Annotated in this window: 16 protein-coding genes; 10 read left to right on the top strand and 6 right to left on the bottom strand. The window is 48.2% G+C overall.

Annotated elements, in window-relative coordinates:
- Window positions 1–52 precede the first annotated feature (52 nt).
- Together PSE6802_RS0109305 and PSE6802_RS0109300 are read left to right on the top strand one after the other, a co-directional pair.
- The gene (locus PSE6802_RS0109305; RefSeq protein ID WP_019499786.1) at window positions 53–523 is read left to right on the top strand and encodes a nucleotidyltransferase family protein; all 471 of its coding nucleotides are present in this window, start codon (window positions 53–55) and stop codon (window positions 521–523) included.
- Window positions 510–839 (top strand): HepT-like ribonuclease domain-containing protein, encoded by a 330-nt coding sequence (locus PSE6802_RS0109300; protein WP_019499785.1) that lies wholly within the window; start codon window positions 510–512, stop codon window positions 837–839. The genes PSE6802_RS0109305 and PSE6802_RS0109300 overlap by 14 nt, the downstream gene beginning before the upstream one ends.
- Before the next feature lie 24 nt (window positions 840–863).
- On the opposite strand, the gene PSE6802_RS0109295 is transcribed toward PSE6802_RS0109300, so the two are convergent.
- A complete protein-coding gene (locus PSE6802_RS0109295) occupies window positions 864–1328 on the bottom strand; it encodes a hypothetical protein (RefSeq protein ID WP_019499784.1) in 465 nt (154 codons plus the stop codon).
- 10 nt (window positions 1329–1338) lie between these two features.
- On the bottom strand, window positions 1339–1680 hold the full coding sequence (locus PSE6802_RS28360) for a YtxH domain-containing protein (RefSeq protein ID WP_019499783.1): 342 nt from the start codon (window positions 1678–1680) through the stop codon (window positions 1339–1341).
- A 639-nt stretch (window positions 1681–2319) separates the two neighbouring features.
- Between PSE6802_RS28360 and PSE6802_RS0109280 the strand changes: the two genes are divergently transcribed.
- From PSE6802_RS0109280 to PSE6802_RS0109260, 5 genes are all read left to right on the top strand, one after another.
- The gene (locus PSE6802_RS0109280) at window positions 2320–3075 is read left to right on the top strand and encodes a LuxR C-terminal-related transcriptional regulator (protein WP_019499781.1); all 756 of its coding nucleotides are present in this window, start codon (window positions 2320–2322) and stop codon (window positions 3073–3075) included.
- A 278-nt stretch (window positions 3076–3353) separates the two neighbouring features.
- The gene (locus PSE6802_RS0109275) at window positions 3354–3860 is read left to right on the top strand and encodes a hypothetical protein (protein WP_019499780.1); all 507 of its coding nucleotides are present in this window, start codon (window positions 3354–3356) and stop codon (window positions 3858–3860) included.
- Window positions 3861–4282: 422 nt separating this feature from the next.
- Window positions 4283–5377 (top strand): tetratricopeptide repeat protein, encoded by a 1095-nt coding sequence (locus PSE6802_RS0109270; protein ID WP_036945956.1) that lies wholly within the window; start codon window positions 4283–4285, stop codon window positions 5375–5377.
- Window positions 5378–5395: 18 nt separating this feature from the next.
- On the top strand, window positions 5396–6352 hold the full coding sequence (locus PSE6802_RS0109265) for a GntR family transcriptional regulator (RefSeq protein ID WP_019499778.1): 957 nt from the start codon (window positions 5396–5398) through the stop codon (window positions 6350–6352).
- A gap of 159 nt (window positions 6353–6511) precedes the next feature.
- Complete coding sequence (locus PSE6802_RS0109260) at window positions 6512–6733, top strand: Hfq-related RNA-binding protein (RefSeq protein ID WP_026103189.1); 222 nt, start codon at window positions 6512–6514, stop codon at window positions 6731–6733.
- Between the two features lie 9 nt (window positions 6734–6742).
- On the opposite strand, the gene PSE6802_RS0109255 is transcribed toward PSE6802_RS0109260, so the two are convergent.
- On the bottom strand, window positions 6743–8410 hold the full coding sequence (locus PSE6802_RS0109255) for a DMT family transporter (RefSeq protein WP_019499776.1): 1668 nt from the start codon (window positions 8408–8410) through the stop codon (window positions 6743–6745).
- 171 nt (window positions 8411–8581) lie between these two features.
- Window positions 8582–10225 (bottom strand): citramalate synthase, encoded by a 1644-nt coding sequence (cimA, locus tag PSE6802_RS0109250; protein ID WP_019499775.1) that lies wholly within the window; start codon window positions 10223–10225, stop codon window positions 8582–8584.
- 320 nt (window positions 10226–10545) lie between these two features.
- Between cimA and PSE6802_RS28355 the strand changes: the two genes are divergently transcribed.
- Window positions 10546–11382 (top strand): lipase family protein, encoded by an 837-nt coding sequence (locus PSE6802_RS28355; protein WP_019499773.1) that lies wholly within the window; start codon window positions 10546–10548, stop codon window positions 11380–11382.
- An 83-nt stretch (window positions 11383–11465) separates the two neighbouring features.
- On the top strand, window positions 11466–11945 hold the full coding sequence (locus PSE6802_RS0109235; RefSeq protein ID WP_019499772.1) for a GNAT family N-acetyltransferase: 480 nt from the start codon (window positions 11466–11468) through the stop codon (window positions 11943–11945).
- Between the two features lie 55 nt (window positions 11946–12000).
- On the opposite strand, the gene PSE6802_RS28350 is transcribed toward PSE6802_RS0109235, so the two are convergent.
- Window positions 12001–12915 carry a tetratricopeptide repeat protein gene (locus PSE6802_RS28350; RefSeq protein ID WP_019499771.1) on the bottom strand — a complete coding sequence of 305 codons (915 nt, stop codon included), beginning with the start codon at window positions 12913–12915 and terminating at the stop codon, window positions 12001–12003.
- Between the two features lie 191 nt (window positions 12916–13106).
- On the opposite strand from PSE6802_RS28350, the gene PSE6802_RS0109220 reads away from it, so the two are divergent.
- The gene (locus PSE6802_RS0109220) at window positions 13107–14462 is read left to right on the top strand and encodes a transposase (protein WP_019499770.1); all 1356 of its coding nucleotides are present in this window, start codon (window positions 13107–13109) and stop codon (window positions 14460–14462) included.
- Between the two features lie 197 nt (window positions 14463–14659).
- Here PSE6802_RS0109220 and PSE6802_RS0109215 read toward each other — a convergent pair whose 3' ends face one another.
- A complete protein-coding gene (locus PSE6802_RS0109215; protein WP_019499769.1) occupies window positions 14660–15223 on the bottom strand; it encodes a Uma2 family endonuclease in 564 nt (187 codons plus the stop codon).
- Window positions 15224–15242 lie beyond the last annotated feature (19 nt).

Here is a 15242-nt window from a genome sequence, read left to right as displayed (position 1 = left end):
TCTCTCACAATTGCTATAATTTTTGCAGAGCGTTACCCTTCAGGACTAGCCCATGCCTCCGCAATCCATGCATGACCCCAATACATCTTATCCGCGATCGCAAACGCGAACCGCGTTTGCCTGGGAAGGTAAGTACGACGAACAAGAACAGCACCCTAAGGTAGATATTGCTGTTAGTGCCGTACCGATGCAATTAGTTTTTCAACGTCTGAACGCGACCCTGGATAATATTGCTAGCTTTTGCAAAAAATGGCAAATCGCTGAGATCGCTTTGTTTGGTTCAGTTCTGAGGGATGACTTTCGAGTCAATGGAGAGCACCCAAGTGATGTTGATGTGCTGTTTACCTATGACGAGAATGCTCGAAAGAATCTGATTTTACAAGCCCGAATGAAACATGAGCTTGAGGATTTGTTCGCTCGGAAAGTCGATCTTGTTAGCAAGTCTGCCATCTTAGTCGATCCGAATTACATCCGCCGTCAAAACATATTAGGTTCCGCTAAGATTATTTATGCCGAGGGATAAAGAGTCGATTCTAGATATTATTGAGGCGATTAGAAAAATCTTTGCCTATACAGCAGGTGTTACTTTGGATGAGTTCCTGTCTAACAATGAAAAGCAGGATGCCGTACTCAGGCGCATTCTTGTTATTGGTGAGGCAACAAAACGATTATCGCCTGAGTTTAGGCAAAATTATCCAGAAGTTCCCTGGCGTGATATTGCTGGAATGAGAGACATCCTCGTTCATGACTATAATCGGGTAGATGTTGAGACAATCTGGGATGTAGTGCAGAATGACTTACCTAATTTGATAAGACTTCTTGATGCTTTAAAAGACTAACCTCTATAACCCATCATTCCCCGACTATTTTGGCTCTATATCGAACCTCGAATTATCGTCAAAGGGTGGTAGTTGTTTGGGGGGGGAAGAATCGTTTGCGAGACTGGATGGCCGTCTGGAGCGTCGGGGTTGGCTGAAGGCATTCCAACCAGCTTTGATGCCAGCGATCGCGCTGCGAGTCGCGATCGAAGCTTTTTGCGCCTGGTTTTTGGCACCCTTAATTCCTTCATTCACCTGTTTGACTGCCTCGCCAGCATTTTTGGCACCCTGGTTTAGCTCGTCGCTCAGTTCGCTGATTTCCAAACCCGTGAGGCGAATAGCTTCTAATGTGGGCGGCAGTTCGCGCGAGATGACATCGGCGAGCTTTTGCACGCTGCGACCAGCTCTTGCCAATTCTCGAAAAGCTGGGATAGCGCTAGCAAGCAGGATCGTCAGGCTAATTGCTACTAGCAGAAAAGACAATGCCAACCAGAATATAGGTTCTTTCATAGAGAATTATTCATAGAGAGTCATTGTCCGGTGGATTGCGCTCGGAGTCTGTTAACGACACGCTGAGCTCTTGACGCAGTTTCTGGCTAGCTGCTTGCCCTACTGCGATCGCTGTCTGCAATCTTTCCAGGGCTTCTACTAAGGTTTTCTGAGCGGACTCTGTCAGGCGATCGGCCTGGTGCTGCACGTTAGCAGTTAATTCCTCTGCAATTTCTGGTAAGGCGTTTGCAGACTTACGCAGCAAGCGCTTGGTACGCTTACTAGATTTTGGTGCGATCCATAAGCCTACTAGAGTGCCGATCGCGCTGCCAACTAAAAAACCACCTAAAAATTTACCCGCGCCGTTTGACATGGAGATCCCTCCTTTTTAAATTTTCAGGTCGGGCTTTGTGCCGATGCCTTGGGGATAAACTCATACATCTTATTAAAGATTGCAGTTGCCCCAGAGTAAATAAAACTAGCTGAATTTTTTGGATCTGAGGTAAGAATGCCCAATACTTTTGTTTTAAAGCAGCCGATCCTTTCTGCGCGATTAAAATAGCAGGAGGAGATACCGATAACCCCCTCTGCGAAGCGGCTGCCCAGCTATCTACACTATCAGCCGCTGCTGCCAAAGCAACTCGCAGTTGCCAAACTTGCCAAGCAGCCCATATTAAGCCCAGGCTTAACAGCAAATTTATAGTAATAACAATCCAAACCATAACTTTCCGGTAGCTCTTGCCAAAATTAACACCCTGGTTACAAATTCCTAGATGACGCAATGTGCAACTAACGTACTCCCTCATCCCCCAGCCCCTTCTCCCAAGACAGGTGAAGGGGAGCCAGAATCGGTCAAAGTCCCTCTCCTGCTCTGGGAGAGGAATTTAGGGAATGGGGGAAAGATGCACATCGCGTATAGCTATAATCCCAAATATACAAATATTTGTAGCCTGTCAGATAAAAGTTGCAACCTGGGTATGCTTACACCATAGTCGCGTTGCGAATAAAACTCTTGTTTGAACTTCACAAAGATGCAACATACCCTTTTCCCCATCTAGTAATTGACACTGTAGATGGGGAGAAATTCGTTGCCCTCACAAAAGCTGAGTTTTGGACAATTGGGCGGGGGTATAACAATTCAATTGTACTGAATGATAAGTGGGCATCTCGCAATCATGCCACTATCCAACTCGTTGGTAAAGCGATCGAGCCTCCTATCGATCGCCACATCCAACCTATTGCAGAAAACAATGACAGCTATGCTAATCCGAACCTGGAGCAAACATCTAGCTTGGCCGAGCCAAAATCTCATACCAACAACTTGCCCGACAGCGAGCAAGAAAGCGCTGGTAATTTCTATCTGGTAGATTTGGGCAGTCGTAATGGTTCTTTTGTCAACGGACACCGCCTGATCGCCCCAGTTGCGATTAAGCATAGCGATCGCCTCATCCTCGGCAAAACAGAGATGGTTTTTTACAATCCCAACCAGCAGATCGTACCGCCGATTATCTCCCCCGATCGATTCGATACTCCCACCGCACCAAACGCGAACTTTGGCCTTACTCCATCAGAGGAGAAAGTATTTCGCCAGGTGGTACAAGGGCTAACCAACAAAGAGATTGGCAAACGCTTGCAGATAAGTCCGCGTACGGTGCAGACTCATCTAAGCAGCATCATGACTAAGCTGAATTTGGACAATCGCTCGCAAATCGTGCGCTTTGCTTTTGAGCGCGGCTACTACCCCTTAGATGCCACAGAGTCGACCTAGCTTAAGGAATTTGTAACTGGTAGGCAACAAATTTGGGTGAAAATCGTCGATCCTACTAGGGTGGCTCGAGCTTTAGTTAAAAACACCAAATCTCGCGATCTAATAGCTATAGCCAACAAGCTTATGACGGGGTTCCGCCCCTGCACTAACCGATCTGTACTGCGGCTATAAAAATCTGCCGCGAGTAAGTGTGTTATTTGGAAAATCTTCTGTTAGAATCCAACGCAACAAAGCTGACTGCTTTTAAATCAAAAGTTTCGTATACGAGGAACAAGTCTGTGAAAAATTTGTTCAAGGTTCTACTTGGAGTTGGGCTACTGGGTTGTATTTCAGCGATCGCGGCTGCACCGAGCCAAGCGCAACCCGCCTACGGTAGCTATATTGGTGTCGGTGGCAGCTTTGGGCTGAGTGAAGGCACTCCAGGAGCCGGTGAAGGCAAAACCGCAGCCGGGGTGATTGCCCTGCGCTATAAGTTTCTAGAAATGCCAGTTTCTTTAAGAACCCAGGTATTAATTGGTACTAACACGGCTGTCGTGCCAACTATTTCCTACGATCTACCAATTAACTTCGATACCGACGTCTACTTAGGTGTAGGAGCAGCAATAGCTAACTCCAATACCCCAGTTGGCAACAAATCTAGTTTTGTCCTGCAACCTGGAGTTGACTACACCGTACCTAATAGCAATATGGTCGTTTTTGCCAATGCAATTTTTGCATTTGACGCTTATCGCACCACAGGTGGCACCGCTACTTCCGTACAAACAGGTGTTGGCTTCCGCTTCTAGATTTTTTGTTGCTGGAAAATTCATTGGTGTAGAGGCAGTTTTTGCCCGATCGCCAGTGGTAAAATCCAATAACTTCTAGCCAAACCTGTCCTCTAAGGACAGGGGATCGACAGCAAATTTGCAGTTAGAAGTTTTTCGGTATATACAATTTTCTCCGCTTAATTAACCACAGAGATTCTGGTCGTATGCAAATTGCACCTCGTCTCTGTGGTTCGATTTCGTGGAGTTGGGTATAATTGCGACACTGGCTTTGATACCAAATCTGCATCAATTACCCCCTACATTGCCTGGCGACTAGAAGTCGCGGCTACACAAACACAGTCTGCCTGTGCAGACTCCAAGAAAAGGGCTAATAGATCGGGATTTGGTACGAACTAATAAAAATCGCAATTAGTTGGCAAAATATGGGCTTGGAAAATCTGATGTCTGTGTTCGAGCAGCAATTGGGGCGCAAAGATCTGCCCGCAGCGACTCAAACACTGCAGCAACTCCTCAAAGTTAACCCCAACGATCCACAGGTACAGATCGCCACCGCCGATCTCTACAAAATTGAGGGTAAATCCGATCGGGCAGAGGCAATCTATCGGGATGTTTTAAAATCTTGCTCCCAGACTAAGCTTCTAGCGCAGGCGCGTAAGGGCTTGCAAGAGATTGAAGATGCCGATCTGAAAGAGCACAAAGATGGCATCGCCCAGGCGATCGCCGCTGTAGGCGGACAAAATTTGGGTTTTCTGTCTATCCATCCCGTCCCTAGCGATCGCAAGCAAGAGGCGGCAACAAAGCTAGCTAAAATTTTTCGCATCGATCCGTACACGGCCAAAACCCAGATCCCCAGCCGCAACCTCAAGGTTTTGCGGATCGGGCGCTTGGGGGAAATGCAATTCTACGGACAAAAGCTAATTGAAGCCGGGATCCCAGCACTGTGGACGAGCTTAAGCGCAATTTCCTCAATTAACGTGCATACGGTCGCCTACTTTGAACCAGCACCGGATAAAAGTGGAATTTATGCTGTATGCAATCCCGAACCTGGTAAGGATAGCACTGCGCATCCAATTAAGTTCAACTGGAGCGATGTCAGCCAGCGGGTATACGGTCTCTTGCCAACTTATGGAGAGGTTGTCACGGTAGATGCCAAACATCAGCTTGCGCGCAAAGAAGAGATTTTAGATCTGGTGCGGATTTGCGATCTGCACCTGCCAGCGCAAAATTGCATTTTAAGATTTCACGATAATTGCTACCAGTTTGCCGAAGGCATCCAGTTTGAGGTCAAGCGATCGTTCGAACATATTGCTCCCACTGTAGAGGAGCGCTGGCAAAGTTTGAGCGCCTGGTTGTCAACCTCCATGCCTCAAGTCGAAGGTAAAGATGACTTTAACGATTTTGCGGAAATGTTTTTAGCGTATCCCGACTTTCTCAAAGAAATAGATCCTAAAATCGATCTATTTCGAGTGAAAGAGAGTCTGTGGGATAATTGCTTTCAAATCTACAGCGGTACGATCTTTAAGTGCAACCTGTAGGCTCTGGGCAAGACAACTATGGTGCAGTTCTTCATTAAGGCCGATAGCGAAATTTCTGCTTCTACCCAACTGTACGATCAGCTTAGCTTTGCCATTACCACGCGCCAATATCAACCCGGTCAGCAACTCCCCAGCACGCGACAGTTGGCTCAGTGGACGGGGCTGCATCGCAACACGATCAATAAAGTTTATCAGCAACTAAAACAGACAGGTATGGTCGAAGCCAGAGGCGGTTCTGGTATTTATGTCAGCGATCGCAATAGTAATACTTCTGCTTCTGAGTTACCCTTAAAGCTATTGCGCGAATGCCTCGATAAGATGTTAGCGGCTGGGTGTTCGCTCGCTAAAGCTAAGGAATTAATGTCGCGAGAGGTGGATTGGCGGCTGAGTTTTAACGCGCAACTGTTGGTTGTTTCTGGGCATGAAGATCCTGGCATTGCGAAAATAATGGCAATGGAACTAGGGCAAGCCCTCGATATCCCCATCCAGATCGTGCCGCTTGAGGATTTGCCACAGGTCTTAGAGCATACTAGCGCTGGCACTGTAGTTACCAATCGGTTTTACCTGGATGCCGCCCGTAAAGCCGCAGGCAGCCATAACGTGCGAGTAATCGCGATCGACATCTACAACTACAGCAAAGAAATTCAGCGCATTCGCGACTTGCCCGCAGGTAGTTATGTTGGCTTAGTATCGATCAGTACGGGGGCGCTACGGCTGGCAGAGAGCCTGATTCATAGCATTCGCGGCGATGATATTTTGGTGGTTTCGGTATTGCCGCAGGATACCTATCGCTTGCAAACGGTGGCTCGCAGCGCCGATCTGGCGATCGCCGGGCACTCAGGTCGGCAGGAATTAGACGAAGCGATCGCCATCATCCGACCAGAACGCATCCGCCCTCTTGAGGTCATCTACTGCGATAATTACATTGCCAGCGAGTCAATCGAACTACTTAAGTTAGAATTAGGCTTGGCTTAGATAGCTAATATAGCCGTAGACAGATCTGTTAGAACAGGGGGTGTGGGGGCTGCGCCCCCACGCAGGGGTGAAACCCCTGCACCCCGTCCTAAGCCTATTGGCTATAGCTATACATCAACGATCTGTCTATGGCTATCAAATCAACGAGTTAATCAATCGATGTCAGACCTGAATATTACCCTACCCAGCATTCGTCGCGTCCACAACCTGATTAAAGAAAATCAAGCCGCAGAGCTAAAGCTCCTCACGGGCGATCTAATCCAGGGACAAGTGAAGTGGATCGACGAGCATTGTCTTTGCATTCACACCAGTGATGGTGGGGCTACCCACAGCATGGTGATCTGGCAGCACGCGATCGCTTATATCAAAACTAAAGCCTAAAAACAGGATCTAAGCCGATCCGGGCTGTTTGCGACCGATGCTCTGCCAACTCAGCCATCCCATGCCAACCGAAACCAAGCAGATGCCGATTGCCTGCGATAAAGACAAACTATCCGATAAGATCGCGAGCGCCAGCACCGCTGTAAGGACTGGGCTGCTGGCACTGACAATCAAGGCTTGTGCCGCCCCCATCAACTTCGTGCCAAAGTGGGTCAGGATGTACCCCGATACCGTAGTCAAGGCGATCGCCGCTCCCATCCCCCACAAACCAGGACTGGGCGAGAATGACGACCAGAAGAAAGGAGTGAAGGGAATACTGAAACCCAGGAGCATGGCAAAGTTAATTGTCGTGAAGGAAACAGGATTGATTTGCCGAAAGCAGGCCTGCGACGTAAGTAAATAGATGGCAAAAGTAATACCCGACGATATGGCAGCCACTCCACCCCACAGGTTGAGCTTGTCCGCAGCAGTACCGAATAACCCGAAGAGATTGTAGATCAGCATCCCCCCCAGAGCGATCGTGGCAAATACCTGCCATTTACCAGCATGGGGGCGATCGCTGAAAAATATCCAGTTTAGTAGAATGCTAGCCGCTGGGAAAGTAAAGAACAATCCTGTGGCGATCGCTGGTTTCATTGAGGCGATCGCCATATACAACAGCACGAAGGAGATAAATTGCACCAGGGAACTCAAACCTACTCTAGCTAGCAGCAGGCGACGCTCTGGCTTGAGCAATCCCTTGAGATCCTTAGCCACGTTGACACGGAACACCTGGCTTGCTACCAACCACATCAAAGGCACGGCAAAGACCATCCGCAACAGCAGGACGACGATCGCGTGCGCAGCACTGGGATTTGACAAGCTCGCGGTTATGCCGCCAACCAGTCCGCCGAACTGAACGCTACCGAAAATGCGAACGGGGACGAAAATAATCCGCAGTAAGATATTTTGCAGGGATAGGGCGATCGCTGCTCCTAGTAGCAGTAGAAAACCCTTCCACCAGTTGTGAGAAATAGATCTAATCCCAAAAGCAGATCTAGCCGCGCTAGGAGGAGGAGATGCTGAGACATAGATAATAGGTTGTGTCTGTTGTCCCCCCTGTACTTCGGCGGGGAGAGCCATATGGCTGCGATCGCTTGCGTCTTGCTCCAGGGCTTTAGCGCGTTCCAACTGCTGGTCTATGCGTTCGATCAGGGCAGCGAGTAATAGCTCGGCCTGTTGCCGCTGACCGTGCATGCGCTGCATCTGGCGCTCCCAGTCATTTTGATAGGTTTCGATATCTCGCTGCAAGGACTGAAACACCACTTGCAACGTATTGTCTAGATCTACAGTCAAACGTTCGATCGTATCCGAGTGTCGCTGCATCGACTGGGCATTGCTGGCATCTACTTCGGCTCTCAGATGTACCGCAATGGACTGAGCCAGTTGTTCGATCCACTGCTGCCGTTGTATGTCCTGTGCGCTTAAACCCTGCTCGGCGATCAGTTGCACCTCAACTTCTTTTCTCTGTGCTTGCAGCTTTTGAATGTCTTCGGTCAGCTCGCTTTTCTGAGTTTGCAGACTGATAATCTCGCGCCCCAGCTTACCCAGCAAATTGGCACGGAGATTCGCTAAATCTTCTGTAATGTCGGTTAGGGCTTTCTCGTAGGAATTGGGCTGGCTATTAGGATCGTCCATGTATTGAGAGATCGCCTCGAAAACTGGCGCATGTTGAATTTAGGCATAGGAGATTTCTGAGAGAAAACATACCCCTAGTTTAGGGGCAGGTTTTGGAGTAAATTCCAGACTATAACCATTGGATTTGGGCTAAACCTGCCCCTACAGAGATTTTGTTTTCTGGAAATTTCCTTAATCAGGGCATTTTACCGCACTCACAGGATTATGCAAACCCGCTAACATCAGACCGTATTCCAATCCTTCTACTAAAGCCTGGTAAGACGCATCGATAATATTGCCCGACACGCCAACGGTCGTCCAGCGCTGCGAACCGTTGCTCGATTCGATCAAAACGCGAGTCTTGGCAGAGGTGGCGGCATTGCTGTTGAGAATCCGCACTTTGTAGTCAGTGAGATAGAAGGTAGCGATCGCGGGATAAAAATCCACTAACGCCTTGCGCAGAGCCGAATCCAGCGCCGAGACCGGCCCGTTGCCCTCCGAAGCCGTCAGTTTTTGCTCGCCCTTGACCGTAATCTTGACTGTAGCTAGGGCGCTGACGGCACCGCAGGAGTATTCATCGCAATAGGTATCGCAGTGGACTTGAAATCCATTCAGCTTAAAGAAACAAGGGCGATCGCCGATGGCATCGCGCATCAGTAGCTCGAAACTGGCTTCCGCCGCTTCAAATTGGTAACCCACTTGCTCTAAGTCCTTCATGCGTTGCAGAATCTGACGGCAGGCGGGATCGTCCTTTTGCAGCTTAATGCCGCACGACTCAGCCTTGGATAGCACGTTACTCAAGCCCGCTTGCTCGGAAATGACAATGCGCCGCCGATTGCCGATGCTTTCGGGCGATATATGCTCGTAGGTGATGGGATTGCGCTGCACGGCACTGACATGAATGCCTCCCTTATGGGCAAAGGCGGAGAGTCCTACAAAGGGCGCGCGATCGTCCGGTGCCAAATTCACGATCTCGCTAATCTGGCGCGACACTTCTGTCAATAGTTGCAGTTGGCTGGGGGCAATGCACGATCGCCCCATTTTTAATTGCAGGTTGGGAATTAACGTACAGAGATTGGCATTACCGCAGCGTTCGCCATAGCCGTTGATCGTCCCCTGCACCATCGTTGCCCCATTTTGTACGGCGGCAAGCGCATTAGCGATGGCCACACCAGAATCGTTATGGGTGTGAATGCCTATTTGGACGCGATCGCCATATGCCTCTGCCCAGGTTTTCACCGCCCTGGTAATCGCTCCCACTTCGTCCGGCAGCGTGCCGCCGTTGGTATCGCACAGCACCAGCCATTCTGCGCCCGCATCGACGGCAGCTTTGAGCGTAGAGATGGCATATTCGCGATTGTGCTTGTAGCCATCGAACCAGTGTTCGGCATCGTAGACGATGCGGCGATCGCGTTGTTTGAGGTAGGCGATCGTATCTGCGATCATCTCCAGATTTTCCGTCAGGGTGGTACGCAGCCCTTCCGTGACGTGCAAGTCCCAGGATTTCCCAAATACCGTAATCCAGCGCGTAGAAGCCGCCACAATTGGCACTAGCATGGGATCTTCATTAGCTACGATCCCGGGTCGCCGCGTGGAGCAGAATGCTACAACCTCCGCCTGCATCAGTGGCTGCTCCTGGATGCGGCGAAAAAATTCACCATCTTTGGGATTTGCCCCCGGCCAGCCCCCTTCAATAAAGGGAATACCGAGTCGATCTAGCTTGTGGGCAATATTCACCTTATCTTCGACAGAGAGGGACAGCCCTTCGCACTGTGCGCCATCGCGCAGCGTGGTGTCGTAGATACGCAGGTCAGCTAAATCGGTGGCAGAGTTCATATGCACCTTAACAATTACTAGACAAATCCTAACAAAGATAAATGCTAGAGCGGTAAGAGGCACTTTTGTGAGAAATAAACAAAACTTTTTACTTTTTCAGGCACGAATAACAAACAACACTTTTTTAGAGGAACGACTTTCTGTAATCGTTTCTGTAATCGAAGCAGCGATCGAAAAACTACCTGTATATTTCCTTAAAATGAGGAGATTGAATAGAAATCTTCTGCATAATGACTATTTTTAGAGCGGACTGCGTATAACCTTAAATGAAGGATATGAGCTTTCTGCCTCAATGGCTTTTTTAATTCCAGGAAAAATTCATGAATAATGTAGAACAATACACAACGGCTCTGAGTAAACCTAATGCTTATTGGATGGCAAGAATTGCTGGACAAATTTACACCAGGGAGTCAGACAACAATCCTGCTCCAGACGAAGTTAAAATCCTTAAAAATTTAAAGGAAGAAGATGAAAATTTTATTGAGATTTTCGGTGTTTCTAAAAACAGTGCCCAAGCAGCATTAATAGAACATGAAAACTATCTTTGCTTTGCTTTCCGAGGTACTGATGAAATTACTGATTGGTTAGACAACTTGAATATGTTTCCTGAAAGAGCCATATTTGGGGAGTTTCATCGTGGTTTCTGGAATTCGGTCAGCGATGTTTGGCAAGAATTATTTGAGAAGTACAAAACTTTGAAAGATCGAAAAAAACGACCTCTCTTTTTAACAGGTCACAGCTTGGGAGGCGCTATGGCGACTATTGCTGCGGCAAGACTCATCCATATGGATTTGCCTTTCATATCGACGTATACTTTTGGGCAGCCACGCGCCATGACTCTTGAAACATCTCGAATCTTCAATGTAGAGGCGAAATATCGTTTTTTTCGTTTTCAAAACAATAATGATATAGTTACCCGATTACCATCTCGCATTATGAGCTACAGTCATGTTGGTTCGTTTCTATATATTTCAGAAGAGAAGAAACTGTATAACGATCCTGGGCTGTGGTTCCGTTTTCTTGATTCGGTTGATGGCACATTCACATCTTTTCGTGAAATGGTTGAGAAAAACGGTGGAGGTCGGTTAGATGCAATAGAAGACCACGACATGAAGCTTTACTTAGATGCGATTAAGCAGTGGAATTGCGATTTTTAGAGGCATAGTAGATGCTCCTTGGAGATAAAAGTTGTTAGACTTCATCAGCTATAATTCTGATTTATTCTGGGGTTCATACTGAAATGCAAATTGAATCGTACAAACCTCAGCACCTTGATGCCGTTGTTCGTCTTTCACTTCGAGCATGGACTCCGGTGTTTAAATCGATTCAGAACTCGATGGATGCAGACGTGTACCGCGCATTCTATCCCGATGGTTGGCATGCGAGCCAGCAAAAAGCGGTTGAGGATGTCTGCACTGCGGAAGATACTAATGTGTGGGTTGCGATCGATGCAAATTCTATTGCGGGCTTTGTAGTCGTGAAACTACACTTAGAGGACAGTATGGGTGAAATCTACATGGTTGCTGTCGATCCGGACTTTCAAGGTCAAGGCACTGGAAGCGCTTTGATAGAATTTGCGCTTGCTTGGATGAAAGACGCTGGCATGTCTATTGCAATGGTTGAAACTGGAAGCGATCCCGGCCATGCCCCAGCACGCCGCACCTATGAAAAGGCAGGCTTTGGACTGTGGCCGGTTGCCAGATATTTCAAGAAGCTCTAAAGCGTTATACCAACTTGGACATTATTTAACCGTAATTCCCTAACCTGTTTGTGGATTAAAACCGTGCGACCGTTAACGGAATATCGGCGTACTTCCAAGCTGCTTGGAATCGAGTTTGGAGCGATCGCGCCTCTGTTATTTTGCCTTGAGTTTTCAGGCTTTGCGACAAACCGTACAAAGACCACCCATTTTCAGGATAGATTTTCAGATCGGCTCGATAGACTTGTTCCGCTTCCCTTGCCTTTCCTGCCTTGAGCAATACTCGTGCCAGTACCTGACGGGTGGATTGATACCAGTCTGCTGGTTCCGTGTAAACCAACGCATCTTCAAGTTTAACGGCAGTTTGTAGATGGGAGATCGCCTTCTCATATTGCCCCGCTTGAGCCTCTAGTTCGCCAGATAGCACGGTTGCGGCAATGTCCAGGACACTGGCGGTGCTGTTAAAGCCCCAGATTTTGAGATCTTTAAGGGTGGGGTTGGCAGCGATCGCCTGCAACTGTTTAAGCTCCCAAACTGCTTGAGTTGTTTGTCCCTTGCTCAGAAATGCCTTGCCCCGCGCATAGTGCCAGATGCCTTTGGGATAGGGAAGTTTTGGTGCCGATGCTGCTAAAATTTCATCCCACTGGCCGAACCGCAGTCGGGTAAACAGGGGAATCAGTGAATAGTGCTGCAAGGCTCCGGCTAGCTCCCCTTCTACCATCAGTTTAGGATCGACGTTGGCGGTTTGTTCGGCGGCTTCTAAAGCAATCTTACTTTGGCCGGTCATCAGCGCTGCAAACCAGAGGAAGTGGTGATTGTGGGGCTTATAGGCGAGCGGATAAATCCCCTGCGCTGGGGTTTGAGCCAGGTAGGCATTGTCTGCCTTGATGCCCCGTTGATTGGACAAGACGGCATCGTGATAGCGCCCGGTGCGGATATAGATATGGGAGGCCATATGTACGAGATGTCCCGCATTGGGAAACAACGTCATCCCAGGATTCACCAGGGGTCAGTACCCCAGCAAAATGGGTGGCGTGGGCACAATCGATCGCGTAGTAGACTGGTGTTCCATTGGTGGCAGCATCTACTTGCACGACTTGGAAGGTTAAGCAGGTAAGGTCTAAAAAGGGCAACAAAAGGCTAAGATGAAGGAATAAACGACGAAAAAGCCTTGTTTTGCCAATGTTATTACCTTTTTTCAGCCTGGTAGGAGTAGCACCAACCATAGCTAAAGGGATGCAGGCATATCGCAGCGTGTTTTGTCGCGAAGAGGGATTTAACCACGTCAGTCGATATGTCAATGGTTTGATTCTAAGTCCCAACAAGACATTACAAGGGATCCACAGCCAAATAGTGTGGCCAGAGGGAGAAGCCGTGAGCCGACGGGCAATGCACGAGGCAGTGTTTGAGGCAGGGTGGGATAGCGAAGAGTTAATGCAAAAGCATCGGGAGACATTATCATCGGAGCATCAAGGCAAGGGGAAAGAGGTAATCAGCCTGGATTGGACGTTGGCACATCACGAACGGGGCAAAGAAATCTTTGGAGTCAAACGCAGTTACGATTATGTAGAGCATCGCATGAGCAACTACCAAACAGTGGTGACTGCAGTAATCTCCAATCGGGAGTATATCGATGGGTTAGACGTGGTAGTGCAACCACCGAATTGGCAGGAGGCAGAGAAAGCATATTTGCAGATGAGCGCACAACAGAGTTACACGGAGATGGGGCAGGTAATGGCGCGTCTGAGCGAGTTAATCAGCTACCAGAGCAATCGGCTGGAGTATCGTAAACGCACGGAAATCGTGCGAGACCTCGTGGAACAACTGGAAACAGAGGGACAGTTCCCCAACGCCCACTATGCTTTTGACAACGGCGTATTGACCCTGGAGTTGACGCGTTTGATTGAAAGTAAGGGCAAGCACTGGGTCAGCGAAATTGAATCATCGCGACATATCCTTTGGGATAACCAGTGGCAACGAGTTGATGCTGTCGCCACCCTGTTACGGTCTCAGCATCCTCAGAGCTTTCGGGCTGTGACGATCGCCTGTCGTAATGGTCAAAGTAAGACCATGTGGGCATTTACGAAAGTGATACGGCTGAAACGCTATGGACGCAAGCGTTTGGTCATTGTACACGAGCAGTCGGACTTGGGTGATGCCCCGCGCTTTTTACTCACGGATGCCCAACATTGGGAAAGCACGCGCATCATGGAAACTTGGAACTATCGCTGGTCTTGTGAAGTCTTTCATGAGTTCTGCAAGCAAGTTACAGGATTGGAAGCGGCTCAGGTACGCAACCAGCAAGCGGTCAAACGCCACTTGCGTTTATGTTGTCTAGCGCAGTCTTTGCTCCAACGCGTAACGGGCTCGGGCGGAAAATCGGAAAGTTTTTCGTTTGCTAAGGGAACGCAAACCATCGGGCAGAAGCTCCATTCCCTCTCGCGTGAAGCGCTTGCTCAACTACTGGAGTTGGCTCATGGCTTGTTTGCCAACGGACGTTCTATAGCTCAGGTATTGGAGGTGCTTATGCCTGCTTAGACTCATCTGACATTCTGTCCTCGGCTTGAATAACCTTCCAAGTCGTGTACTTGTCAGAATATCGATCGCACCGATCCGAAACCGTCCCCAAAGCGATCCTTTACCGATCCCTAACTTAAAATCGGTTTACGGGCTATTTTTATAAATTAAAATATCTCTTTTACTGCTTTGACTGGTTGCTAACTTTATCCGTTCTTTTAAAATAGAGATGCTACTTCGCAACTAAATCCCGGCAATAGTGGACTCACGATCCGATCTGCCTTAAACCAAGTCATAGCTTTCTTGAGAATGCCATTCTCTCGTCGATAAACTTCGATCGCTTGTTGTTGGCGATCGACAATCCAATACTCAAATACTCCTTCAACAGAATATAGTTTTAATTTAGTTTCGCGATCGCGTTTTTTATCTTTTTCAGTATCAGACAAAACTTCAACAATCAGTTCTGGAGCATCTGTCAGATGACCCGAACTATCAGTTAATTGCGATCGCCGTTCATGGCTAATCCAAATTAGATCGGGAATCACCGCGTCAGATTCAGAAAATATAATGCCTGGTGCGATAAAAGGTTTACCCAACCCGCTTGAAAGTGACCATTGTAGTAATGCTGCATAAATTAAACCGATAATATCCTGATGGTCTAAGTGTGGAGCGCGGGTCACAAACAGTTCTCCATTAATAATCTCGTAACAATTGCCGTTATCGGGAAAACCTTCTAAATCGGCGATCGTCCAACGGACTTTTTCGGAAATAACTGGAGCCATAGATTCTCCTCCAGAATAT

Source organism: Pseudanabaena sp. PCC 6802, assembly GCF_000332175.1.
GTDB lineage: Bacteria > Cyanobacteriota > Cyanobacteriia > Pseudanabaenales > Pseudanabaenaceae > PCC-6802.
Note: the sequence above shows the minus strand (reverse complement) of the source record. Positions and strands in the feature narration are given on the sequence as shown.